This is a genomic window from Allopontixanthobacter sp. (assembly GCF_034376665.1).
In the GTDB taxonomy this organism is placed as follows: domain Bacteria; phylum Pseudomonadota; class Alphaproteobacteria; order Sphingomonadales; family Sphingomonadaceae; genus Allopontixanthobacter.
The window spans coordinates 13875-36803 of sequence record NZ_JAXMJI010000088.1 but is presented as its reverse complement, the minus strand read 5'-3'; the positions used below and the strand labels follow the sequence as shown (position 1 = coordinate 36803).

The following is a 22929-nucleotide window of genomic DNA, read 5'->3' as shown; positions in this document are numbered from 1 at the left end:
CCCCCCCCCCGCGGGGCGGGGCTGGGGGCGGGGGTTCCCACATTGGAAAGGGCGGACCACCCCCACCCCACCCCACCCCCTCAAGGGGGAGGGGTTTTTGCGTTCGACAACATCGTAGCCAAGGCACTCAGCGCGCTGCCGCGCCGCCAAGGCCTTGCGATCACGCTGGAGAAGAATCTCCCCGTTGCCGCGGGTCTGGGCGGAGGTTCGGCGGATGCGGGGGCGGTCTTCCGCCTCGTGCGCGAAACGCACGGATTGCCGGAGGACTGGCAAGCGCGCGCCGCCGCGCTCGGTGCCGATGTTCCGGCCTGTGTCGAGAGCGTCACCTGTGTCGGGCGCGGAACCGGGACGGAGCTGGAGCCGGTGGAGAACGACCTGTCCGGCACACCCGTTCTGCTGGTCAACCCGCGCGTGCCGCTCAGCACCGGGCCGGTATTCGAGGCCTGGGACGGGACTGATCATGGTGCCATGCCAGAGGGCACCGCGCGCAATATCGCGCTGGAGGGGCGCAACGATCTTGAAGCGCCCGCCACCGCACTCTGCCCGATGATCGGCGAAGTGCTGGCGGCGCTTTCTGCAACCAATCCGCTGCTAGCCCGCATGTCCGGTTCCGGCGCGACCTGTTTTGCGCTCTATCAAGGCATCAAGGCACGCGACGCGGCGGCGGCAGCCATGCCGCGCGAATGGTGGCAGATGGCGAGGCGGTTGCGGTGACTGACCAATTCGCCGGGGTTATGAACGAGGTCTTCCGACAACTTGGCACCCCCACGCGCGGCGGGATCGTCTGCATCGTCGATCACGCATCAAACCATATCCCGGACGACATCGACCTAGGCATTCCGGCGCATCTTTTCGGCGAACACATGGCGTTCGATATCGGCACCGAGGCAATCGCGGAAATCCTCGCGCGCGATCACGAAATTCCTGCGCATATCGCCGCCGTCAGCCGCCTTGTCTGCGATCTCAACCGGGAGGAGGAAGCTGCCGGTCTCGTGCCGGAGACCAGCGACGGTCATAGAATTCCAGGCAACGCCGGAGCAGACCGGGAGGCGCGGCTCACCCGTTTCCACCGGCCCTATCACACCGCTTTGGCGCAGTGGCTGGCAGTGGCGGAGCCCGCGTTGATCCTGTCGCTCCATAGTTTCACTCCGCAGCTTGCAACTTCGGACGAGCGGCGCCCTTGGGAGGTCGGCGTGCTCTACAATTCCGATGACCGCGCCGCGAATATTGCCATGCCGCTGCTGGCCGAGGCTGGGCTACATGTGGGCGACAATCTCCCCTATTCGGGGCGGCACCTCAATTACACCATGAACCGCCATGCCGAGGCATTCGGGCGACCCTATCTCGGCATCGAGATAAGGCAGGATCTCGCCGCAACGCCGCTCGATCATGTGCGCTGGGCCAGACTTTTGGCCGGTGTCGCTCAAAGGGTTGCGCTGGAGGCCATGTAGAGGCAGGGGATATTTCCAAAATTGCCTACCACAGGAAATCTTATGTCTCAGCGTTTCGACAAATCCATCCTGCCCAGCCGCCATGTCTCGGTCGGGCCGGAGCGCGCGCCGCACCGGTCGTATTATTATGCGATGGGCATGACCGAGGAAGAGATCAATCGACCCTTCGTCGCAGTCGCTTCCGCCGGGAACGACAGCGCGCCGTGCAACACTGCTCTGGATGCCCAGGCCAACATCTGCCGCAATGGGGTAATCGAGGCAGGCGGCACACCGCGCCGGTTCAACACCATCACCGTGACAGACGGGATCGCGATGGGCCATCAGGGGATGAAAAGCTCGCTGGTCAGCCGCGAAGTGATCGCGGATTCGGTCGAATTGTCCGTTCGCGGCCATTGCTACGATGCTCTCGTCGGCTTCGCTGGCTGCGACAAGAGCCTGCCGGGCATGATGATGTCCATGCTGCGGCTGAATGTGCCGAGCATCTTCGTCTATGGCGGATCGATCCTGCCGGGCCGGTTCCACGATCATGACGTGACCGTGGTCGATGTGTTCGAAGCGGTCGGCCAGTTCGAAGCCGGCAATTGCCCGCTGGCGCAGCTGACCGCTCTCGAAAAGGTCGCCTGTCCGGGCCACGGAGCTTGCGGCGGCCAGTTCACCGCCAACACCATGGCCTGTGTCGGGGAGGCAATCGGATTATCCCTGCCGAACAGCAACATGGCCCCCGCTCCGTATGAATCGCGTGAGGAGGTTGCTATGGCAGCGGGGCGGCAGGTCATGTATTTGCTGGAGCACAACATCCGCCCGCGCGACATCTGCACGCGGGCCGCGTTCGAGAATGCGGCGCGTGTCGTCGCGGCGACTGGCGGATCGACCAATGCGGCGCTCCATCTGCCCGCCATGGCCAGCGAATGCGGCATCGACTTCGACCTGTTCGACGTGGCCGAAATGTTCAAGTCGACCCCCTATATCGCCGATCTGAAGCCGGGCGGGCAATATGTGGCCAAGGACATGCACGACGCGGGCGGCGTGTATATGCTGATGAAGACCATGCTGGATGGCGGATTTCTCGACCCCAGCCCGATGACCGTGACCGGCAAGACGCTGGGCGAGAATATCGATGAGATTACCTGGAACCCCGACCAGAAGGTGATCTACAGCGTGGCAAGCCCCATCACCCCGACCGGCGGCGTGGTCGGCCTGCGCGGCAGTCTCGCCCCGGATGGCGCGATCGTTAAGGTTGCCGGGATGGCGCGGCTCCAGTTCACCGGCCCGGCGCAGGTGTTTGAATGCGAGGAGGACGCCTTCGCGGCGGTCAAGGCGCACCGGATCAGGGAAGGCGGCGTCGTCGTAATCCGCTACGAAGGGCCGAAGGGCGGCCCGGGAATGCGCGAAATGCTGTCCACCACCGCGGCGCTTTACGGGCAGGGCATGGGCGAGAAGGTGGCGCTGATCACCGATGGCCGGTTTTCGGGTGCGACGCGGGGCTTTTGCATCGGCCATGTCGGCCCGGAAGCGAGCGATTGCGGCCCGATCGCTTTGGTGGAGGACGGCGACGTCATCGCCATCGATGCCGAGGCGGGGACGATCGACCTGCTGGTCGATGCCGAAGTGCTCGATGCGCGGCGCAAAGCATGGCAGCCGCGCCAGAACGATTATCAATCGGGCGCACTGTGGCGTTATGCGCAGAATGTCGGCCCCGCCAGCAAGGGGGCGTTGACGCATCCCGGCGGCGCGGCGGAAACCCATGTCTATGCGGACATTTAGCGCCCTTTCTCTGCTGCTGGCCTGCGCCGCCTGCTCCGCCGGTGCGGAACAGCCGCAGGCGGGGGCGGGGGCGCAGCGGATCGAATGCGCCTTGGGAGCGGGGGCACAATTCGCCGCCGATTGCCTGGTGGAACGCACCGCCAGCGGGGATACCCGCATAGTCACCGTGCGGCATCCCGATGGCGGTTTCCGGCGGTTCGAACAGGTTGCCGACGGTCGCGGGCTGGTGATTGCCGACGGCGCGGACGTTACTGCGTCAAGTCTGTCGGGCGGAGTGCTCGAAATCGCCGTGGCGCAGGACCGGTACCGATTTCCGGTTACCCCAACCGATAGAACCGCAAACAATGCCGGGTCCGGTGACTGATCGGGAGCCTGATCCGGTCCTGACCGTAAGCGCAATGCGCGCGGCGGAACAGGCGCTGATCGATGCCGGTACCGATGTGCACCAACTGATGCAGATCGCCGGGCGCGGCGCGGCGGAATGGGTCTGGCGGATGGCGGCGGGAAGGTCTGTCACGGTGCTGTGCGGCCCGGGCAACAATGGCGGCGACGGCTATGTGATTGCGGAGACTTTGCGCGCCCGCGGTCTGGATGTTCGGGTGGTCGCCCCGATAGAACCAAAGACCGAAGCCGCACAGCGGGCGCGCGGCGGTTATGTGGGCGACGTTGCGACGGACTCTGAGGGCATTTCCGGCCACGTGTTTGTCGATTGTCTATTCGGGTCAGGGCTGTGCCGGGAAATTTCTGCGGATCTGGCTGCGCCGCTATCCCGGCTCGCCGAAAGTCATCACTACCGGATCGCCATCGACCTGCCGAGCGGCGTTGAAAGCGACCGGGGCGCGCTGCTGGGGCCGGAGATCGACTATCATCTGACCGTGGCACTGGGCGCGTGGAAACGGGCGCATTTCCTGATGCCAGCGGCCAGCCGGATGGGCGCGTTGCGGCTCGTCGATATCGGTGTCGACCCATCGTCCGCCACGGCGCACCGGATTGCGCGGCCCCGGCTGTCACCTCCCGCCGCCGATGCGCATAAGTACCGGCGCGGCTTGCTGGCGATTGTTGGCGGAGCCATGCCCGGTGCGGCGTTGCTGTCTGCGCAGTCGGCGATGCATTCCGGTGCGGGCTATGTGAAACTGCTGTCGGAGCATTCGCATCCTGGCGCGCCCGCCGATCTGGTGCTGGACAGCCGGACGCTGACCGATGCGCTGTCCGACACGCGGATCGACGCGCTGCTGGTCGGGCCGGGCCTTGGCCGGGACGATTCCGCAGCGGACCGACTGGGGGCGGCGTTTGGGCGCGATTTGCCGACAGTTCTGGATGCCGATGGGCTGGCAATCCTCCAGCCGGAACTGCTCAACAGGCGCACCAGTCCCCTGATTCTCACCCCGCATGAAGGCGAACTGGCGGTGCTGGAAAAGGCGTTCGGCATTAATGGAGGCGGCGGCAAGGTCGAGCGCGCTTGCGCTCTGGCAAAGGCAACCGGCGCAATTGTCGTCGCCAAGGGTGCCGATACTTTGGTGGCGAGTCCTGAAGGCGAAATCGGCTTTGCAGACCGCGCGTCCAGCTGGCTTTCCACCGCGGGTACCGGTGACGTGCTTGCCGGTATTGCTGCCAGCCGCCTCGCCAATGGCAGCGGCGCCTTCGCTGCGGCGTGCGAGGCCGTGTGGTTTCATGCCGAAGCCGCGCGGCAGGCTGGCCCCGCTTTTACGGCGATGGAACTGGCGCTGAACGTAAAGGGCGCTTACGCAGCCACCCTGTGAGCGAATCGAAGGTAATATTGCGCGTTGCCGCCAAGGGCGACGGTGTTTCCGCGGACGGCAGCCACTTTGCAGGCACCGCGCCGGGGGACATTGTTGCGCCCGATGGCAGCGTGCAGCGCGGACCGCATTTCGTGGAGCCTCCATGCCGTCATTTTCCCGAATGCGGCGGGTGCCAGCTCCAGCATCTCGACGAGGAAACGCTGCTCAGCTTCGTGACCGCGCGGGTCACTAATGCGGCGCTGAAGGAGGGGCTGGAGGCCGGCGAACTGCTGACCACCCACCTTTCGCCTCCGCGCAGTCGCCGCCGCGCCAGCCTCCACATCGTGAACGCTGGCGGGCGTCCGCTGGTGGGATTTCGCAAGGCGGGATCGCATCAGGTGATCGACATGCAGCAATGCGAGATCCTGCGCCCCGAACTGTTCGCGCTGGTCGCTCCGCTGCGGCAGATGATGGCGCGCAGGCAGGGCAAATATTCGGTCGATGCGGAATTGACCCTGACTGATCAAGGCGTCGATTGCTCGCTCAAGAATCTGACCATCGAGGGGCTTCAGCAAACCGAGGCGCTGCTCGATTTCGCGCGCGACAACGGATTGGCGCGGTTGACCATGGATCAAGGCTATGGCCCCGAAACCGTGTGGGAGCCCGAACCGGTCACCATGATGATGGGCCGGGTCGCAGTGCCTTTCCCCAGCGGAAGTTTCCTTCAGGCTACTGCCGATGGCGAGGCGGCGCTGGTAAACGACGCGCGCGAGTGGCTGGCAGGCAGCAATTTCATCGCCGACCTGTTTTCCGGTGTCGGCACCTTTGCCTTTGCGTTGTGCGATCCGGCCAAGGTGCTAGCGGCGGAAGCGGCGCGGGAGATGCATTTTGCCTGCAAATCGGCGGCGGCACTGGCAAAGCGGCCGGTCCATCCGGTGCACCGCGACCTGTTCCGCAATCCGCTGCAGGTGGACGAACTGAACCGCTTCGACGCTGTCGTTCTCGATCCGCCGCGCGCCGGGGCGAAAGACCAGGCAGAGCTGCTGGCACAGAGCACGGTGGCGAAGGTAGTCTATATCAGCTGCAACCCGTCCAGCTGGGCGCGCGACGCGGCGCGGATGGTCGCGGCGGGATATAGGCTGGAGAAACTGCGCGCGGTGGGCCAGTTCCGCTGGTCGACCCATGTGGAACTCGCCAGCCTGTTCGTGAGGGAAGGTTAGGCTTTCAGCGAGGCCAGCAGCTGCTGATATAACCATTCCTTCGCATGGGGTTCCGCATAGGAATGGCCGGCATTCTCGCAGCGTGCAATCCGGTCATCCCCGGCGTCCCACGCGGCTTCGAAGACTTGCGCCGTGCGGTCTCGCGCTGCGAGGAGGATCCTGACCGGCCCTTCGAAACTTGCAAGACCCGCCGCCATCCCTTGCGCCAGCGAAGTTGCTGCGGGCTTCGGTTTCATCGCGCCGAGCAGACCGAGGGACAATTTGCGCAAATTCACCCCGCCCGACAGCAACCGCGCGACTTCCTTCGGATTGCGCAACCTTTCGGCGTAGCGGGCGCGGATTGCGGCGGGAGGCGGGGCGGCAGCGGCATCCCCATCCTCGATCACCCACGGATTGGACAGGACCAGCCCGTCGCAGCCGGTTCCGCCGCCCAGCATCAGCGCGCTGGCGGCGTCGCAATTGCCGAAACCGATCACCCGATCGACTTTCGGGGCCATCGCCTGAAACGCGGCGAGCGCCGCGGCGATATCGTTCTGGCTGGCGCGGAAACCGCGGTCCTCGCCGTCGCTGTCCCCCACGCCGCGCCGGTCGAAGCGGAACACCGGAAAGCCCGCTTCGGCGAGCCGCGCGGCGAGCTGCGCCTGGCCCGAATAGGCACCCGAGCGGATTTCACTGCCTCCGGTGACAATCAGCAGGCCGCTGGACCCACTCGCTGTATCAAGTGTCCCAGCCAAGCTGCTGCTCGCGCAAGGAAAAGTCATGTGAAGCCGGGTCATGATTGCAGCATTCCCATCGCCACCAGCGCCGCCAGCATATCGGCCTGTTCGGGATCGTCACCGGGTTCGGCGCGGAGCCACAGACTGCCCTTGCCGATATCGCCCTGGTCGATCAGGGCCTGCTGGCTGTCGGTATTGGCCACCGCTTTTTCGAGGGCGGAAAACATCATCGACCCGATTTTCCATCCGGCCAGTTCGACCCCCTGCTTGCGGGCAAGGACCGACAGCTTCTCGACCGTCTCGACGCGTCCGGCTTCCCGCGCGGTGATCGTGCGCGCCCTCAGCAGGCTGCGCAGCACTTTCGCGCCGGTGGTGGGGGCATAGCGCCAGCCGGGCAGGGCGGCCGGAGCAATCAGGCAGCCCGCGCGGACCGCCAGCACATGGGTCGCTCCGAAATGCGCCGCTGCCGCCTGCGCTGCGCCGCGCCAGCCGTCCAGCGTCTGCGTCTCAAGCGGTTCCCGGCTTTCGTTGCAGCCGGGGAAATCGGGCAGGAAGCTGTCCACCCCCGACAGGTCGAGTCGGCGCATCACCTCGGCGATCAAGCGGCGCAGCTTGTTCGCTTCGTCGAACAGCGCGGGCAGCACGAGCAGACGGGGACGCCGACCCCGGTCGAAGGCCAGCGCCATCTCTTCCGCAGTCCCGCCATGGGCAAACGGACAGGGCCAGCTGGTATATCCCCGATTGCTCAGAGCGAAGTGTCCGCGCCGCTGCGCCCGGTGATCGTCTTGGCTTCCGCGAAGGCCAGCAGGCCGCCATAGGATTCCAGCATTTCGCCGTCGACATCGTCATCCTCGATCAGGATGTCGAGCCGGTCCTCCATTTCGGTGAACAGGGTGGCGACGGCCATGGAATCGAGTTCCGGCAGATGGCCGAACAGGCCGGTTTCGCCGTGGAACGTGTCCACCAGTTCCGCATCCAGCGCAAGGACATCGCACAGGATACCGCGCAGCAACGCGTCCACCGCGCTCCGGCTGGGGGCGAGTGCATCTTCGCGGGCGACGACCGGTTCCTTTGCAGGGTCGATTGTCATCTGGTGGAAATCCCTTCCGATTGCGCTTTACCCTGCGGTAAACCGTGCGCCCTTAGCTTTGCCGGAACGCCCGCGCAAGCCGCGCCGCCATTCTGCGCGCCAGCACTGGCCAGGCGCGGGGCTGGGCGGGATCGAGGCACTCAAGCCGGTAGCGCGGGCGGGCTTCCTCCATCCAGTCGGTCTTGTAGGCGTCGTTGCCAGTGCCGAAATCGATCAGCGTGACCCGGTCCCGGTCGATCGTCTGTTCGAACATCGCGGCGCTGAGCGTGGTTCCGGCGGACAGGGCCTTGTATTCCTCCAGATGGGCGAGTTTGTGGATATAGGCGGCGCCGTTTTCGACCGTCCAGAATTGAGCCGCGACTGCAATGCCTTCGTGCCGGGCGATCCCCAGCCGCAGACGTCCGGCCGCGCCTTCGGCCTGTGCAAACTGGCGCAGCAGCGCGGGATTTCCTTCCTCCGGCTTCCAGCTACTGGCGTAGATATGTTCATAGGCGGCCCATGCAGCGGGATCGAAGCGATCGAAGAGTTCTACCGCGACTTTCTTCGCCTTGCGTTTCAGGGTCGTGCGCATCGCGCCGGGGCGGGCGGCCCAATATTCGGCAAAACTGCGTCCATCCACGTGGAGGATGTGATTATGATCGCACTGGCTGCGCTCGACGTGCCAGCCAGCCTCGCGAAAGGCGTGCTGGAGCCGGGACGCGGTGCCGTCTTCATCGGGCAAGGGCCACAGCGTTACCCGGTGCGACTGGCGGCGCAGGTCCTTCGCGGCGGCGACCAGCAAAAACGTTCCCAGACCATCGCAGCGCATCACCGGGCGCCAGTGGAAACTGTACCAATTGACCAGCGGTTCAAACCCGCTGTCCGTGCGCGTGAGCGGAAGCGCGAGGCACTCGCCGTCCTTGCTTGCTTCCACCAGCAGGGGCGAGATACCGCCCTCGGCCAGCAGCCGGAACCATTCCACCCGGTCGAATGGACCAGCCTGGCGGTATTCGCCGGGCGCAATCGGCCCTTGCAGAAATTCAACGGTGTCGTGATAGCTGACCGCAACCAACGATAAACGTCCTTTCCGGAGCACTGATGCCGCCTGCGCACTACACTGATACCAGGCCGATTGACCACCTTGCCGAATGCGGCCGGGCAGACGATCCTGCGCTGGTATTGCGCGGCAGGACCCTTAGCCATGGGGAATTAAGAACCCGTGTCGCGGCGCTGGCTGCATGGCTGGCGCACCGGTTGCCCGAACCGGGGGCGCGTGTCGCGAGCTGGGCGGCGAAGGGCGAGCTGACCTGTCTGCTACCGCTGGCAGCAGCGCGCGCCGGGTTGGTCCACGTGCCGATCAACCCGCTGCTGAAACGTGCGCAGGCGGCGCACATACTGGCGGACAGCGGGTCTGTGCTGCTGCTCGGTACCGCAGCGCGGCTCGCCTCTTTCGAAGAAGGTGACGTTCCGGCGGATTGCGCAATGCTGGACGAAGCGGAAGTGTGGGACGCGGTTGCTGCCCATGATGGCAATCTGCCGCCTTCGAGCGCTGATCCGGATGATCTCTGCGCCATTCTTTACACCAGCGGATCGACCGGAATGCCCAAGGGGGTGATGCTCAGCCATGCGAATATGTGGCTCGGTGCGGTCAGCGTGGCGGACTATCTCGGGCTGAAGGCGGATGACGTCACGCTGGCGGTGCTGCCGCTGTCGTTCGATTACGGGCAGAACCAGCTGCTGAGCACGTTGTATGCAGGCGGTTCGGTGGTGCCGCTCGATTATCTACTGCCGCGCGATGTGGTAAAGGCCTGCGCGAAACATTCGGTCACCACGCTGGCCGCTGTTCCGCCGCTGTGGCTCCAGCTGACGGAGCTGGACTGGCCGGAGGAATCGACCACTGCGATGCGCTGCCTGACCAACAGCGGCGGTGCGCTGACCCCGGATCTGGTGCATTCGCTCCGCACGATCTTCCCCGATGCGCGAGTGTTTCCGATGTACGGCCTGACCGAAGCCTTTCGTTCGACCTATCTTGATCCCGCGCTGGTGGACAGCCACCCTACATCGATGGGCCGAGCGATCCCCTTTGCGGAAATCCTGGTGGTTAATGATGCGGGAGAGATCGCCGCGCCGGGCGAGGAAGGCGAGCTGGTCCATTGCGGGCCGCTGGTGGCGCAAGGTTACTGGCAGGACGCGGAGCGAACCTCCGAACGCTTCCGGCCTTCTCCGGCGGCATCCGAATATGGCGGAACCGCCGTATGGTCGGGCGACCGGGTGGTGCGGGCGGAGGACGGCCTTTTGTATTTCGTCGGTCGGCGGGACGCGATGATCAAGAGCGCAGGCAACCGGATCAGTCCGCAGGAAGTGGAAGATGCCGCGCGCGCAACGGGGCTGGTCGCGGAAGCCGCCGCGCTGGGCGTGCCCGATGCGCGGCTGGGCCAAGCGGTGCATCTGGTGGTGCGGGCTTCTGCCGGGGCTGGCGACCGGACGCCGGAACTGGCACAGATACTGGCCAGGGAGCTGCCTAATTTCATGCAACCCAAGGTAATCCACTGGCGCGAGGTGATGCCGCTCAACCCCAATGGCAAGATCGACCGGGCCGCGCTGAAGGCTGAGATCACGCCATGAAGCCGCTCGGTCCTATTCCGCCGGGATTCGAGACGATCGGCGGCGAGCTGGCAATCGGCGGGCAGACCGCCAGCGCGCTGGCGGATCGCGCCGGCACGACGCCGCTGTTTGTCTTTTCTCGAGACATGCTGGAACGGCGGGTGGCTGATCTGCGCGCTGCCATGCCCGCGCGGCTGGGGATCAACTACGCGATCAAGGCCAATCCCTTCGCGCCGGTGCTGCAGCTCATGTCCGGTCTGGTTGACGGGTTCGATATTGCTTCGGGCGGCGAGCTGGTCATCGCGCAGGAGGCTGGCATCGATCCCGCGCGGATCAGCTTCGCCGGGCCGGGCAAGCGCGATGCGGAGCTGGAAGCCGCGATTGCCGCAGGCGTGACGCTGAATGTCGAATCCGCCGGGGAGTTGCGGCGCGCGCTGGCCATCGGCGAGCGGACCGGCGTCACGCCCAAACTGGCGCTGCGGGTCAATCCCGATTTCGAATTGCGCGGCTCGGGCATGAAGATGGGCGGCGGGGCCAAGCCGTTCGGGATCGATCAGGCACAGGTTCCCGCACTGGCGAAGGAGCTGATCGCAGCGGGGGCCGAGTGGCGCGGGCTGCATATCTTCACCGGCAGCCAGTCGCTCGATACCGGCGCCATTATCGAGGCGCAGGGCAATGTCCTGACGCTCGCGGATCAGCTTGCACAGGCAATCGGCGCGGCAGTGCCGAAGCTGAACATGGGCGGCGGGTTCGGGGTGCCGTATTTCGCAAACGACAAGCCGGTGGACCTGACTGCCATTGGCGCGGCGCTGCACGAACGGTTTGCGGACCTGCCCGAAACGCTGGCGGAAACGGAGCTGTGCATCGAACTAGGCCGCTATCTGGTGGGCGAAGCGGGTGTTTACCTGACTCGGATTCTCGACCGCAAAATCAGCCATGGCGAGACCTATCTGGTGACCGATGGCGGGCTGCATCACCAGCTCGCGGCATCGGGCAATTTCGGCACCGTCGTCAGGCGCAATTACCCGCTCGCCATCGCCAGTCGGTTCACTGCCGAGCCGGAGGAAGAGGTGAACGTGGTCGGCTGCCTGTGCACCCCGCTCGACCGGCTGGCGGACAAGGCTCAATTGCCCCATGCCGAGGTGGGCGATCTGGTGGCGGTGTTCTGCGCCGGGGCTTACGGTGCCACGGCGTCACCGTCGGCATTCCTGGGACAAGGTCCGGCGGCGGAACTGCTGGTTTAACCTTTGACCCTGGCCTGTCCCGTAACGGGACTGGCGGCCCAAAACCGGGCGCGAATCCGGAAATCCTAACAGTATATTCACCCTTTATTGCGAGGGAGACTGTCTGACCTGCGGGTGGGGAATGTCGGGTCGCTCCCGGCCTCCGTTCCGATGCCCGCACCACAGGCAAGGACGCGCATCGATGCTCAGTACCAGATTTTCCGCTTCACTGGCCGGCAGTGCCATCTATTCGATCCCCTTGGCGCTCGCCCTGTCCGGCTGTGCCGCTGGCGGCGGGACGCAGTTGCCGCCTGCGTCCTTCGTGGCGATGCAGGAAGGGCCGGGGGAAGAATACATCATCGGCCCGCTCGATGAACTGACCATCCATGTGTGGCGCAATCCCGAGCTGGGCGCGGAGAAAATCCAGGTCCGCCCCGATGGCCGGATCACCACGCCGCTGGTGACCGATATGCCCGCCGTGGGCAAGACCCCGTCGATGCTGGCGCAGGATATCCGGCTGCAACTGTCGCAATATATCGAAGAACCGCTGGTATCGGTGATGGTCAACAAATTTGCGGGAACCTTCAGCCAGCAAATCCGCGTGGTCGGGGCGACGGAAAAGCCCGCCTCGATCCCCTACCGGGCGAACATGACCGTGCTCGACGCGATGATCGCAGTCGGGGGCCTGTCCGAATTTGCCGCGGGCAACCGGGCCAAGCTGATCCGCTTCGACAAGCAGACCGGCAGCCAGAAGGAATACGCACTCCGGCTGGGCGACCTGCTCAAGAAAGGTGCCAGCGAAGCCAATGTGATGCTGATGCCGGGCGATGTGATCATCATCCCGGAAAGCATGTTCTGACGGATCGGCACCAGCCATGAACGAGGTCTTCGAGGAATTCCGAGCCGCAGCCCATTCGGTCTGGCACCGCAAATGGCTGGCGCTCGCCATCGCCTGGGGTGTGTGCATCCTGGGCTGGCTGGTGGTGGCGCTGATCCCCAATTCCTACGAATCGCAGGCGCGCATCTATGTCCAGCTGGACAATGTGTTTTCGGAGCAGATCGGCATTGCGGGCGACGGCGAGCGCGACATTAACAGGGTGCGCCAAACGCTGTCGAGTTCGGTCAATCTGGAGAAAGTGGTCCGCTCGACCAGGCTGGGCGAAGGTATCACCAGCCCGCGCGCGATGGAAAATGCGATTGCCACTCTGACCAGGAACGTGACGGTCAAGAGCGAGGAAAACAACCTGTTCGAACTGTCCGCCAAGGTCGGCCACAGCAATTTGTCCGACGCGGAAAACGCCGCCCTGGCGCAGGACGTCATCCAGAAGCTGATCGACATTTTCCGCGAGGAGAACATCGCTGGGGACCGCGGCGACGTGGCCGAGACGATCGTGTTTCTCGACCAGCAGCTTGAAGCCCGCAAGCGCGACCTCGAAGCCGCCGAGCAGCAACGTTTGGCGTTCGAGGCGCAGAACCCCGAGCTGATCGGCGGCAGCGACGCATTGTCGGCCAAATTGCAGAACCTGCTCAGCGAAAGCCGCGGGGTCGATGCCGATCTCGCAGCGGCACAAAGCGCGCTGGCGGCCATCAACGGGCAGCTGGCGGGCACACCGCGCACCCTTTCGGGGGCGGGGGAGGCTGGGGGAGCCCGTGGTGCGCTGGCGCAGGTCAAGTCGCAGCTTGCCTCCGCGCAGTCCCGCGGTCAGACCGACAGCCATCCCGATGTCATCGCGCTGAAACGCCAGATCGGGCTGCTCGAACGGCAGGCCGCTCGTGAAGGCCCGGATTCCGGCGGCACTCCCAATCCGGCATACAGTTCGATGGTTTCTATTCGGGCGGAACGGGAAGCGAATGTCCAGTCGCTCGTCGCGCGCAAGGCCGCCCTGCAGTCCGAATTGTCGGCCCTGACCGCAAGTCAGGCGAGCGAGCCTGCCGCGGCAGCAGAAGCAAACCGGATCAGCCGCGACTACGAAGTCCTGCGCAAAAGCTACGACGAATTGCTGAAGGACCGCGAACAGCTGAAACTGCGCGGCGATGCGGCAAACGAACGCAGCTCGTTCCGCTTCGAAGTGATCGATCCGCCGACCATTCCGCGCGTTCCTGCGGCTCCCAACCGGCCGCTGCTGCTGATCGGGGTGCTGTTTGCCGGGATCGGAGCGGGCATCGGCGGGGCGTTCGTGATCGGCCATCTGCGCTCCACCTTCGCGACAACAGCGAAATTGCAGCGCGCTTTGGGCCTGCCCGTCCTGGGGGCGATCTCGACCTCGTTGACGGAAGCTGCGCGCGAATTGCAGCGGCGGCGACTGCGCAAATTCGCTGCCGGTGCGGCGGGTTTGGTCGGGCTTACCATCATCCTGATCGTGGTGGAATTCGTTCAGCGCGGCATGGTCGCGTGAGGGGCAGGACATGACCGAACACCGAAAAATCCCCGTACCCGGTTCGACCGAGGCTCCGTCCGATACGGGCAGTTCTTCGCTGTTCGAACGGGCTAGCGGAGTCTTCGGGCTCGATCCGTTCAAGGGACCCCCGGTGCCTCGCAAGCTGGCCGATCCGCCGCTTAAACACGCGCGTCTGCGTCAGCCGTCTCCTGCACCCGAATTTGTGCCAGAACCGGTGCCGAAACCGGCTCCTGCACCTGCTCCGATCGCGGTGCTGCCATCGCAAGTCACCCTCACCGGGGAGACCGGATCGGTGCGCCTGTCGGGGACTCGTCATCCGGTCAGCCGCGAGCACCTGCGCGATCAGGGCATGATCGTGCCGGAGGGATCGGTGACCGCGCTGATCGAGGAATTCCGCATCGTGAAGCGGCAGATCCTGTCCGCCGCGCGCGAACGCGGCACCGCCAAATCGCGCCGCATACTGATCTGTTCGCCGCATCCGGGCGAAGGCAAGACCTTCTGCGCCACTAATCTGGCGATTGCGATGGCGGCGGAGCGGGACAGCGAAGTGTTGCTGGTCGATGCCGATTTCGCCAAGCCGTCGATCCTGTCCACTCTTGGCTTGCCGAAGGGACCGGGCCTGATGGACTGCCTCGCCGATCCGTCGCTCAAGCCGGAAAGTCTGGTGATCGGCACCGATATTCCCGGCTTGTGGGTCCTGCCTGCGGGCAGCCAGACCGCCTATGACAGCGAATATCTCGGCAGCGCGCGCACCGCCGAAGTGATGGACCGGCTGACGGTGGGCGCGCCGGACCGGATCGTGATTTTCGACAGCCCGCCCGCGCTGTCCGCTTCGCCGGCGGCGGAATTGGCCAAGCACGTCGGGCAGGCGGTGCTGGTCGTGCGGGCCGACAGTTCAGGCCAGAGCGCAGTGGAGGATGCGGTCCATCTGCTGTCCGCCTGCGCGGATATCAAGCTGCTGCTCAATGCCACCAATTTCAGCCCCAGCGGCCGGAACTTCGGCGCCTATTACGGTTACGGAGCGTAACCCTGCTGCGCGTGCGATCACGAGTCCTGCAATGGTGCCTCGAAGCGTGCGCCGCCGCGGCATTGTGCCTGTCCGGTGCGGCCTTTGCGCAGGAAGCCGGACTTGGGGACGGAAGCGACAGCAGCACGCGGAGCGAACGGTCGGCGCGCGGCGAATACGGCGTTCAGGTCAACCCCTACATCGAGGCATCGCAGATCCTGGTGGCGGAATTGTCGCCCGGAGACGACGTGGTCACCTTCTCGCAAATTGCCGTTGGCGTCGATGCATCCGTGACGGGGCGCAGCAATGGCGGTTCGGTATCGGTGCGCTACGAACGAACGATCGGGTATGACGATGCATCCGCCGATTCCGGCACGCTGAGCGGGGTTGCGCGCGGCTATGCCACGATCGTTCCCCGTGCGCTGACCATCGAAGGTGGCGCGCTTGCGGCGCGGACGCGGATCGACGCGAATGGCGGCAGCAGCCTGGGCGCGGTGACCGGCGAAGGCGCAACCAGCACCGTCTATTCCGCCTATGCCGGCCCCAATCTCCATACCAGCGCAGGCGATGTCGAGATCAACGCGAATTACCGGATCGGCTACACCGAAGTGGACGCATCGGACGCGGTCGTGACCACCGGCGGCGGCATTCCGGTCGATGTCTTCGGGCACAGCGTGTCGCAGGCGGCGGCCTTTCACCTCGCAACCCGCCCGGGCGCGCCCCTGCCGGTCGGGCTCGGGGTCGGCGGCGGCTATAATCAGGAAGATATCTCCAATTTCGACCAGCGGCTGCGCGATATTTACATCCGCGCCGATGTGACCGTCCCGGTCAGCCACAGCCTCGCCCTAGTCGCCGGGGCCGGGTACGAGGATGTCGAGATTTCCAGCCGCGACGCTCTGCTCGATGCGAGTGGCGATCCGGTCATTGGCAGCGACGGAAGGATCGTGACCGACACCAGCGAGCCGCGCCAGCTGGCGTATGACGTATCCGGCCTGATCTGGGATGTCGGCGTCGTCTGGCGACCCAGCAGGCGCACCTCGCTGGAGGCCCATGTCGGGCGCCGTTACGATTCCACCAGCTATTACGGAACCTTTGCATGGGCACCGAGCAGCCGCACCGGGGTGAGTGTTTCGGTCTATGATGCGATTTCCGGATTTGGCAGCCAGCTGAACACTTCGCTGGCCAATCTGCCGACCCAGTTTGCCGCCACCCGCAACGCGGTGACCGGGGATCTGAGCGGCTGCGTCGCCACCACGCAGGGCAACAATTGCCTCGCCGGGGTGCTTGGCTCGGTCCGCTCCGCCACCTACCGCTCGCGCGGAATTGCCGCGAGTTATTCGGTCGAGCTCGGCCGCACCACCGCAGGCGTCGGCGCGGGGTATGACCGCCGCAGCTTCATTGCCGCACCGGGGACCATTCTGGCCGCGGCAAACAGTGTGCAGGACGAGAATTACTGGGTCGCCTTCTATCTGGCCGGCGAGCTCGGCAGCAATGCCGGGTTTTCCGCCAATGCCTATGCCAACTGGCTCGACAGCGGGTTCAGCAATGCGGGCGACGTTCTCGCGCTCGGCGCATCGGCGGCCTATCGGCGGCAGCTGCTGGCCGGATTGTCCGCCCGCGCCGCGCTTGCGCTCGATCACCTCGACAGCCGGCAAACGGATCAAGACTTTACTGCAGCCTCGGCCCTGCTCGGCCTGCGCTACGACTTCTGATGGGAGCGACGAATGTTCGATGAATTCTATGGCCTGACGGGACGCCCGTTCCAGCTGACGCCGGACCCGAGTTTCTATTTCGAAAGCATTACCCACCGCAAGGCGCTGTCCTATCTCGGCTACGGCATGGCGCAGGGCGAAGGGTTCATCGTCATCACCGGCGAAGTGGGCGCGGGCAAGAGCACACTGGTGGCGCATCTGATGCAGAAGATCGACCCGGAGCGGATGACGGTGGGCCAGGTGGTCACCAGCAATCTCGACGGCGAAGAACTGGTCCATGTCGCGGCGAACAGTTTCGGCCTGGATGTGGCGGGCCATGACAAGGCCTCCGCGCTCGGCGCCATCGAGGCGTTCCTTCACGGAGAGGCGCGCGAGGGCCGCCGCTGCCTGCTGGTGGTGGACGAATCCCAGAACCTGTCGATCGAAGCGCTCGAAGAATTGCGGATGCTGTCCAACTTCCAGCTGGGCGCGCACCCGCTCCTGCAACTGCTGCTGCTGGGTCAGCCGGAGTTTCGCAAGGTGCTGGCCGAGCATCCTGACCTTGAACAATTGCGCCAGCGCGTGATCGCCTCGCATCATCTCGAGCCGATGGAGCCGGGCGAAGTGGAACCCTATATCCGCCACCGGCTGGAATGTGTCGGCTGGGCTGGCAATCCCGAATTCGCAGAGGGGGTATTCGCGCGGATCCATGCTGCGACCGGCGGAATTCCGCGCCGGGTGAACCAGGTGGTCACCCGGCTGTTACTGCTTGGCGCGGTCGAACAGAGCACAGTCCTCGACCAGCCGATGCTGGCGTCGGTGCTGGCCGAAATGGCGAGCGACAATGCCTTTCACGGCGAAGCGGTGGACAAGGCGACGCCGGATCGGACCGGTCCTGAGCCAGGGCCCGTCAAGCACGCCGCTCGTGCTTCGGAACCGTTGGCGCACGCCGCACCGGCGGATGCCGCAGCCCAGCTGGCGGAAATGCTGGCCCAGCGTGACGCGCAGATTGCCGAATTGCAGCAGGCGGTGGTCGAACTCGCTCGCGCTGGCGATAGCGCCAAACCTGCCCGGGATCTCGCAGAGATGGAGGCCCGCTTCGCAGCTCGGATCGAGACATTGCACGCCCGTCTGGAAGAGCAGGAGCGCACTGTGCGCCATGTTCTCACCATGCTGATCGAATGGATCGAAACCGGCGAAAAGCCGCGCGAAGCCGCCTGAGGAACCTGCCTGGATGGCCGACCTTTCAGACACCCCTGGCAAATTGCCCAGCGCTGCTCCGATCATCAACGGACTGTCCGTCGATGTGGAGGACTGGTTCCAGGTCGGTGCGTTCGAGAATGTGATCGACCGCGGCACCTGGGAGGGATTGCCGCTGCGGGTGGAAGACAATGTCATGCGCATTCTCGACCTGTTCGAGGAAGCGGGGGTCAAGGCGACGTTCTTCACGCTCGGCTGGGTCGCGCGGCGGCACGGGCCGCTGATCCGCCGGATCGTGGATGCCGGGCACGAGCTGGCGAGCCATGGATATGACCACGCGCGGGTGTTCAATTTCACCCGCAAGGAATTCGGCGAGGACCTCGCGCTGGCGCGTAAAATCCTCGAGGATGAGGGCGGGGCGCCGGTCCGCGGCTACCGCGCGCCCAGCTTCTCGATCGATAGGCGCACGCCGTGGGCCTATATGGAACTGGCCGAGCAGGGCTTTGTCTATTCTTCCAGCGTAGCCCCAATTTCGCACGACCATTACGGTTGGCGGGAAGCGCCGCGGTTCGCCTTCAAGCCGCTGCCTTGGTCCGACCTGGTCGAAATTCCGGTGACCACGGCGATGCTCGGCGGCAAGCGCCTTGCGGCGGGCGGCGGCGGATTTTTCCGCGTGTTGCCCTATGGCTTTTCGCGCTGGGCGATCCGCCAGGTGAACCGCGTAGAGAAACGCCCGGCGGTGTTCTATTTCCACCCTTGGGAGATCGATCCGGACCAGCCGCGCGTGCCCGACGCCTCGATGAAATCACGGCTGCGGCATTATACCAATCTCCACCGGATGGCGCCCAAACTGCGTGAACTGGTGCATGAATTCAGCTGGGGCCGGATGGATTTGCTGGCCTACCGCGAGGCTCGCAATGCGCCGGGACTGGTGCTTGCGGAAAGTCCGGATGGAACGGACGAGGCCGCCGATCGGTTGCCCGCGTGAACGCGCCATTCCCCTTGGCTGCCGAGACTATCGCGCTTGCCGATCTGCATGATCCGGGGGAATTTGCGCGCATTGAAGCTTTTGCCGCGGACATGGGCGGCACGCCGTTTCACCGTCCGATATGGCTGCGCGCAGTGGAGCGCGGCACCGGCCAGCAGGCGATGGGACTGGTAGCGGAGAAAGCCGGGCGGATCACCGGCTGGCTGCCGGTGACGCTGGTCCACTCGCCGTTTTTCGGGCGCGCCCTGGTGTCGAGCGGCTTTGCTGTCGGCGGCGGTGTTCTGGCCGGAAGCCCGCGCACCAGTCTGGCCCTGTGCCGCCGGGCCGAGGAACTGGCCGCGCGCCTTTCCTGCCAAACGGTCGAACTGCGCGGCGGGGCCTTGCCCGAAGATTGGGACATCATCACCAGCAGCCATTGCGGCTTCGAGACCGATCTGGCCGCCGATGAAGAGGCGCAATTGCTGGCGATCCCGCGCAAGCAGCGGGCCGAAATCCGCAAGGGGCTGAAGCTGGAACTAACCGTGCAAACCGGTCGCAGCGATGCGGACCGGGCGGCGCATTACGCTGTCTACGCGCAAAGCGTACGCAATCTGGGAACGCCGGTATTCCCGCGCTTGCTGTTCGACGCGGTTCTCGATGCCTTCGGGGACGAAGCCGATATCCTCACCGTGCGGCATGACGGCGTGCCGGTGGCGAGCGTGCTGTCGCTGTATCACGGCGGGGCCGTGATGCCTTACTGGGGCGGCGGAACTTTTGCTGCGCGGCATCTGCGCGCCAATGAGGTGATGTATTTCGAATTGATGCGCCATGCCCGGAAGCGCGGCTGTACGCGGTTCGACTTCGGGCGTTCCAAAACCGGCAGTGGGCCGTATCATTACAAGAAGAACTGGGGCTTCGACCCGCAGCCCTTGGCCTATGCCAGCTGGGCCGCGCCGGGAGCGAAGAAGCGCAATATCGATCCGACCAGCGAAAGCTATTCCGCCAGTATCGACCTGTGGAAGCGGTTGCCGCTGCCGATTGCCAACCGGCTGGGGCCGCTGATCGCCAAGGGGCTTGGTTGATGGGCGAGATCCTTTTCCTGGCGCACCGTATCCCGTTCCCGCCCGACCGGGGCGACAAGATCCGCTCGCATCATCTGCTGAAAGCTCTGGCCGATATCGCGCCGGTTCACGTGGGCTGTTTTGCCGATACGGACAGCGATCTGGCCCATGAGCCCCTGCTCGCCGAAATATCCGCCAGCCATTGCCTGATCCGCCGCAGAAAAAGCATGGCGAGAGCGGGTTTCGAGGCGCTTGCCTTCCACAAGCCGGTCAGCCTGACCGCGTTTGATCATCCGGATATGCGCGCTTGGGTTCGGTACGCGCTGGCGGCGAACCCGATCGATACGATCTTCGTTTTTTCCGGCCAGATGGGCCAGTATGTTCCGGCTGATTTCGCCGGCCGCGTGGTGGTGGATCTGTGCGATGTCGATTCCGCGAAGTTCGAAGCCTATGCTGCATCGGGCAGGCTCCCGCGCCGCTGGATCGACGCGCGCGAAGGCGTCTTGCTGGCAACGGAGGAAGCAAGGTTGGCGCAGCGCGCAGACCGGACCCTGCTGGTCAGTACGGCAGAGGCGGCGCTGTTCCGGTCACGGATACCGGCCGGTTCCGCGGACAAAGTGATCGCCCTGGGCAACGGTATCGACGCCGGGTTCTTCGATCCGCAATCTGCCCGCCCGCATCCCGATCTGGAAAACACCCCGGGGCCGCATTTTGTCTTCACCGGCCAGATGGATTATGCGCCCAATGTCGCTGCTGCCCAGCGAATGATCAGCCGGTTGCTGCCGCCAATTCGTAAGATCCATCCCGGCGCGCAATTCCATGTTGTGGGCCGCGCGCCTGGCCCGCGATTGATGGCGCAGGACGGGCAGGGCGGAGTGCGCGTCTGGGGCGAAGTGCCCGATGTGCGGCCATTCCTGAGCGCCGCCGACATCGTGATCGCACCACTGGAAATCGCTCGTGGGGTGCAGAACAAGGTCCTCGAGGCGATGGCGATGGCCCGGCCCGTGTTGCTCACCTCCGAAGCTGCCGTGGGTATTGATGCAGAAGACGGCCACCATTTCGCTATTGCAGACACCGATGATGCCTTGGTCGCCCGCGCATTGGCGCTGCTGGATGACGCCGCCGAAACAGCAAAGATGGCGGCAGCGGCCCGGCGCTATGTGACCGAGCACCAGAGTTGGGCCGCCACTCTCGCTCATCTCGGGCCGATCATCGGCAAACCGGGGCCGCGGCCAGACGCCGCGCAGTATCGTGATGTCGCCTGAAAATACTCTCCCGCGCGGGCTGCTGGCCATGCAGTGGGACCGTGTTCCGGCATCCTGGCGCGTTCCGCTGGTCCATCTGGTGCTGGCCTGGGCGGGGCTGCTGGGCCTCGCTTATCGCGACTGGCTGACGATGGCGGAAAAGTGGTGGAACATCTCCACCTACAGCCACGTCCTGTTCGTGCCCTTGATCATCGGCTGGCTGGGCTGGACCCGGCGCGGAGCGCTGGCGCAGCTTACGCCTTCGCCATGGTGGCCGGGCCTGATTGCGCTCGGCGGCGCCATGTTCCTGTGGCTGCTAGGTACCATCGCCGGGGTCAATACGGCGAGCCAGCTGGGCGCGGTAGCGATGCTGCCCGCGGGTGTTGCCGCGCTCCTCGGCCCGCGTGCAACCGCCGCGCTGCTGTTTCCGCTCTGTTTCATGCTGTTTCTGGTGCCGTTCGGGGATGAGCTGGTCCCGGGTTTGCAGATGATCACCGCCCGGCTGGTGATCGAGCTGACGCAGTGGAGCGGAATTCCCGCCGTGATCGACGGTGTCTTCATCGATACCCCTGCGGGCCTGTTCGAGGTGGCGGAGGCATGTTCCGGGGTCAAATTCCTGGTCGCGATGGTCGCGCTGGGGGTGCTGGTGATGCACACCTGCTTCCTTAGCTGGAAACGGCGCGCGGTCTTCATGGCTGCAGCAATTGCTCTCCCGATCCTCGCCAACGCGGTACGGGCGTGGGGCACGATCTATATTGCGCAGAGCCAGGGCATCGAATTCGCCGCAGGCTTCGATCATATCTTTTACGGCTGGATTTTCTTCGCGCTGGTGGTGCTGATGCTGCTGGCGGCGGCATGGCGCTGGTTCGATCGCTCGCCGGACCTTGTGGGACCGGATGTAGCCGCCATCGTTCGCTCGCCGCTATTGACGGGGCTGTCGAGGCTCACGATGCACGGCACAGGCGCGCTCGGCGGCGTTCTGGGGCTCGGCCTGCTGTTCGCTGCATGGGCGGCGCTGGCAGCGGGCGGGGAGGCGCGCCTGCCCGAACGAATTGCCCTGCCCGAAGTGCCCGGTTGGGACCGGGTCGATTACACGCCCGCCGCCGCGTGGGAGCCGCGCGCCAGCGGGGCGCAACATCGGTTGCTCGGCCGTTACCGGAATGGCGCAGGGCAGGAAGTCGACGTGTTCCTTGCGGTCTATGCACTGCAGGATGACGGCCGCGAGGCCAGCGCATCCGGCGAAGGCGCTCTGAGACCGGATACCCCGTGGCGCTGGCTCGCACCCGGACAGGGCACCGCCGAGGTGCGCGCGGATTATCTGCTGGCATACGGACGGGTCAAACGGCTGGCCGAGACATCGTACCGGACCGGCGATCTCACCACCGGCAGCAACGCACGCCTGAAGCTGGCGACGATGGCAAACCGCCTGCTGCTCCGCCGCGAACCGACCATTCTGGCAATCCTGTCCGCCGAACAAGCAGAGGATCAGGAGGCTGCGCAATCCATCGCCGCGTTCCGCAGGGATATGGGCGATGAAGGCGAATGGATGGACCGTATCGCCGGACTTCGTTAGAG

21 protein-coding genes are annotated in these 22929 nt (G+C 65.1%); 17 read left to right on the top strand and 4 right to left on the bottom strand.

What is annotated here, in order from left to right; all coding sequences use genetic code 11:
* The 6 genes from U0988_RS09480 to U0988_RS09455 form a co-directional block, all read left to right on the top strand.
* On the top strand, positions 1-714 hold a 714-nt coding region (locus U0988_RS09480; protein WP_322292379.1), incomplete at its 5' end, for a 4-(cytidine 5'-diphospho)-2-C-methyl-D-erythritol kinase.
* The gene (locus tag U0988_RS09475) at positions 711-1451 is read left to right on the top strand and encodes an N-formylglutamate amidohydrolase (protein ID WP_322292378.1); all 741 of its coding nucleotides are present in this window, start codon (positions 711-713) and stop codon (positions 1449-1451) included. The genes U0988_RS09480 and U0988_RS09475, both read left to right, overlap by 4 nt.
* 42 nt (positions 1452-1493) lie before the next feature.
* The gene (gene ilvD / locus U0988_RS09470) at positions 1494-3215 is read left to right on the top strand and encodes a dihydroxy-acid dehydratase (RefSeq protein ID WP_322292377.1); all 1722 of its coding nucleotides are present in this window, start codon (positions 1494-1496) and stop codon (positions 3213-3215) included.
* Positions 3202-3579, top strand: coding sequence for a hypothetical protein (locus U0988_RS09465; RefSeq protein ID WP_322292376.1), 378 nt, complete (start codon positions 3202-3204; stop codon positions 3577-3579). The genes ilvD and U0988_RS09465 overlap by 14 nt, the downstream gene beginning before the upstream one ends.
* Positions 3560-4975, top strand: coding sequence for an NAD(P)H-hydrate dehydratase (locus tag U0988_RS09460; protein ID WP_322292375.1), 1416 nt, complete (start codon positions 3560-3562; stop codon positions 4973-4975). The genes U0988_RS09465 and U0988_RS09460 overlap by 20 nt, the downstream gene beginning before the upstream one ends.
* Positions 4972-6174: a class I SAM-dependent RNA methyltransferase gene (locus U0988_RS09455; RefSeq protein ID WP_322292374.1), complete on the top strand. Its 1203-nt coding sequence runs from the start codon at positions 4972-4974 to the stop codon at positions 6172-6174. The genes U0988_RS09460 and U0988_RS09455 overlap by 4 nt, the downstream gene beginning before the upstream one ends.
* Here U0988_RS09455 and U0988_RS09450 read toward each other — a convergent pair.
* Genes U0988_RS09450 through U0988_RS09435 form a run of 4 tightly spaced genes read right to left on the bottom strand, consistent with a single transcriptional unit; the run spans position 6171 to position 9031 of the window.
* A complete protein-coding gene (locus U0988_RS09450; protein WP_322292381.1) occupies positions 6171-6935 on the bottom strand; it encodes a hydrolase 1, exosortase A system-associated in 765 nt (254 codons plus the stop codon). The two genes, U0988_RS09455 and U0988_RS09450, sit on opposite strands and share 4 nt — an antisense overlap.
* 11 nt (positions 6936-6946) lie before the next feature.
* Positions 6947-7576 (bottom strand): hypothetical protein, encoded by a 630-nt coding sequence (locus U0988_RS09445; RefSeq protein ID WP_322292373.1) that lies wholly within the window; start codon positions 7574-7576, stop codon positions 6947-6949.
* A gap of 59 nt (positions 7577-7635) precedes the next feature.
* A complete protein-coding gene (locus tag U0988_RS09440; RefSeq protein WP_322292372.1) occupies positions 7636-7980 on the bottom strand; it encodes an acyl carrier protein in 345 nt (114 codons plus the stop codon).
* A 52-nt stretch (positions 7981-8032) separates the two neighbouring features.
* The gene (locus tag U0988_RS09435) at positions 8033-9031 is read right to left on the bottom strand and encodes a GNAT family N-acetyltransferase (RefSeq protein WP_322292371.1); all 999 of its coding nucleotides are present in this window, start codon (positions 9029-9031) and stop codon (positions 8033-8035) included.
* A 26-nt stretch (positions 9032-9057) separates the two neighbouring features.
* Between U0988_RS09435 and U0988_RS09430 the strand changes: the two genes are divergently transcribed.
* The 11 genes from U0988_RS09430 (at position 9058) to xrtA (ending at position 22927) form a co-directional block, all read left to right on the top strand.
* On the top strand, positions 9058-10584 hold the full coding sequence (locus tag U0988_RS09430) for an acyl-CoA ligase (AMP-forming), exosortase A system-associated (protein WP_322292370.1): 1527 nt from the start codon (positions 9058-9060) through the stop codon (positions 10582-10584).
* Complete coding sequence (locus U0988_RS09425; protein WP_322292369.1) at positions 10581-11807, top strand: pyridoxal-dependent decarboxylase, exosortase A system-associated; 1227 nt, start codon at positions 10581-10583, stop codon at positions 11805-11807. The genes U0988_RS09430 and U0988_RS09425 overlap by 4 nt, the downstream gene beginning before the upstream one ends.
* A 181-nt stretch (positions 11808-11988) precedes the next feature.
* A complete protein-coding gene (locus U0988_RS09420) occupies positions 11989-12645 on the top strand; it encodes an XrtA/PEP-CTERM system exopolysaccharide export protein (protein WP_322292368.1) in 657 nt (218 codons plus the stop codon).
* 16 nt (positions 12646-12661) lie between these two features.
* Positions 12662-14182 (top strand): XrtA system polysaccharide chain length determinant, encoded by a 1521-nt coding sequence (locus U0988_RS09415; protein ID WP_322292367.1) that lies wholly within the window; start codon positions 12662-12664, stop codon positions 14180-14182.
* A 10-nt stretch (positions 14183-14192) separates the two neighbouring features.
* Positions 14193-15212, top strand: a complete 1020-nt coding sequence (locus U0988_RS09410) for a capsular biosynthesis protein (RefSeq protein WP_322292366.1) — start codon at positions 14193-14195, stop codon at positions 15210-15212.
* Between the two features lie 11 nt (positions 15213-15223).
* Positions 15224-16903 (top strand): preprotein translocase subunit YajC, encoded by a 1680-nt coding sequence (locus U0988_RS09405; RefSeq protein WP_322292365.1) that lies wholly within the window; start codon positions 15224-15226, stop codon positions 16901-16903.
* A 12-nt stretch (positions 16904-16915) separates the two neighbouring features.
* Positions 16916-18103, top strand: coding sequence for an XrtA/PEP-CTERM system-associated ATPase (locus U0988_RS09400; RefSeq protein ID WP_322292364.1), 1188 nt, complete (start codon positions 16916-16918; stop codon positions 18101-18103).
* Positions 18104-18116: 13 nt separating this feature from the next.
* Positions 18117-19070 (top strand): XrtA system polysaccharide deacetylase, encoded by a 954-nt coding sequence (locus tag U0988_RS09395; RefSeq protein ID WP_322292363.1) that lies wholly within the window; start codon positions 18117-18119, stop codon positions 19068-19070.
* Complete coding sequence (locus U0988_RS09390) at positions 19067-20131, top strand: FemAB family XrtA/PEP-CTERM system-associated protein (RefSeq protein ID WP_322292362.1); 1065 nt, start codon at positions 19067-19069, stop codon at positions 20129-20131. The genes U0988_RS09395 and U0988_RS09390 overlap by 4 nt, the downstream gene beginning before the upstream one ends.
* Positions 20131-21375, top strand: coding sequence for a TIGR03087 family PEP-CTERM/XrtA system glycosyltransferase (locus U0988_RS09385; protein ID WP_322292361.1), 1245 nt, complete (start codon positions 20131-20133; stop codon positions 21373-21375). The genes U0988_RS09390 and U0988_RS09385 overlap by 1 nt, the downstream gene beginning before the upstream one ends.
* Positions 21365-22927, top strand: coding sequence for an exosortase A (gene xrtA / locus U0988_RS09380; protein ID WP_322292360.1), 1563 nt, complete (start codon positions 21365-21367; stop codon positions 22925-22927). The genes U0988_RS09385 and xrtA overlap by 11 nt, the downstream gene beginning before the upstream one ends.
* The last annotated feature ends 2 nt before the right edge of the window (positions 22928-22929 follow it).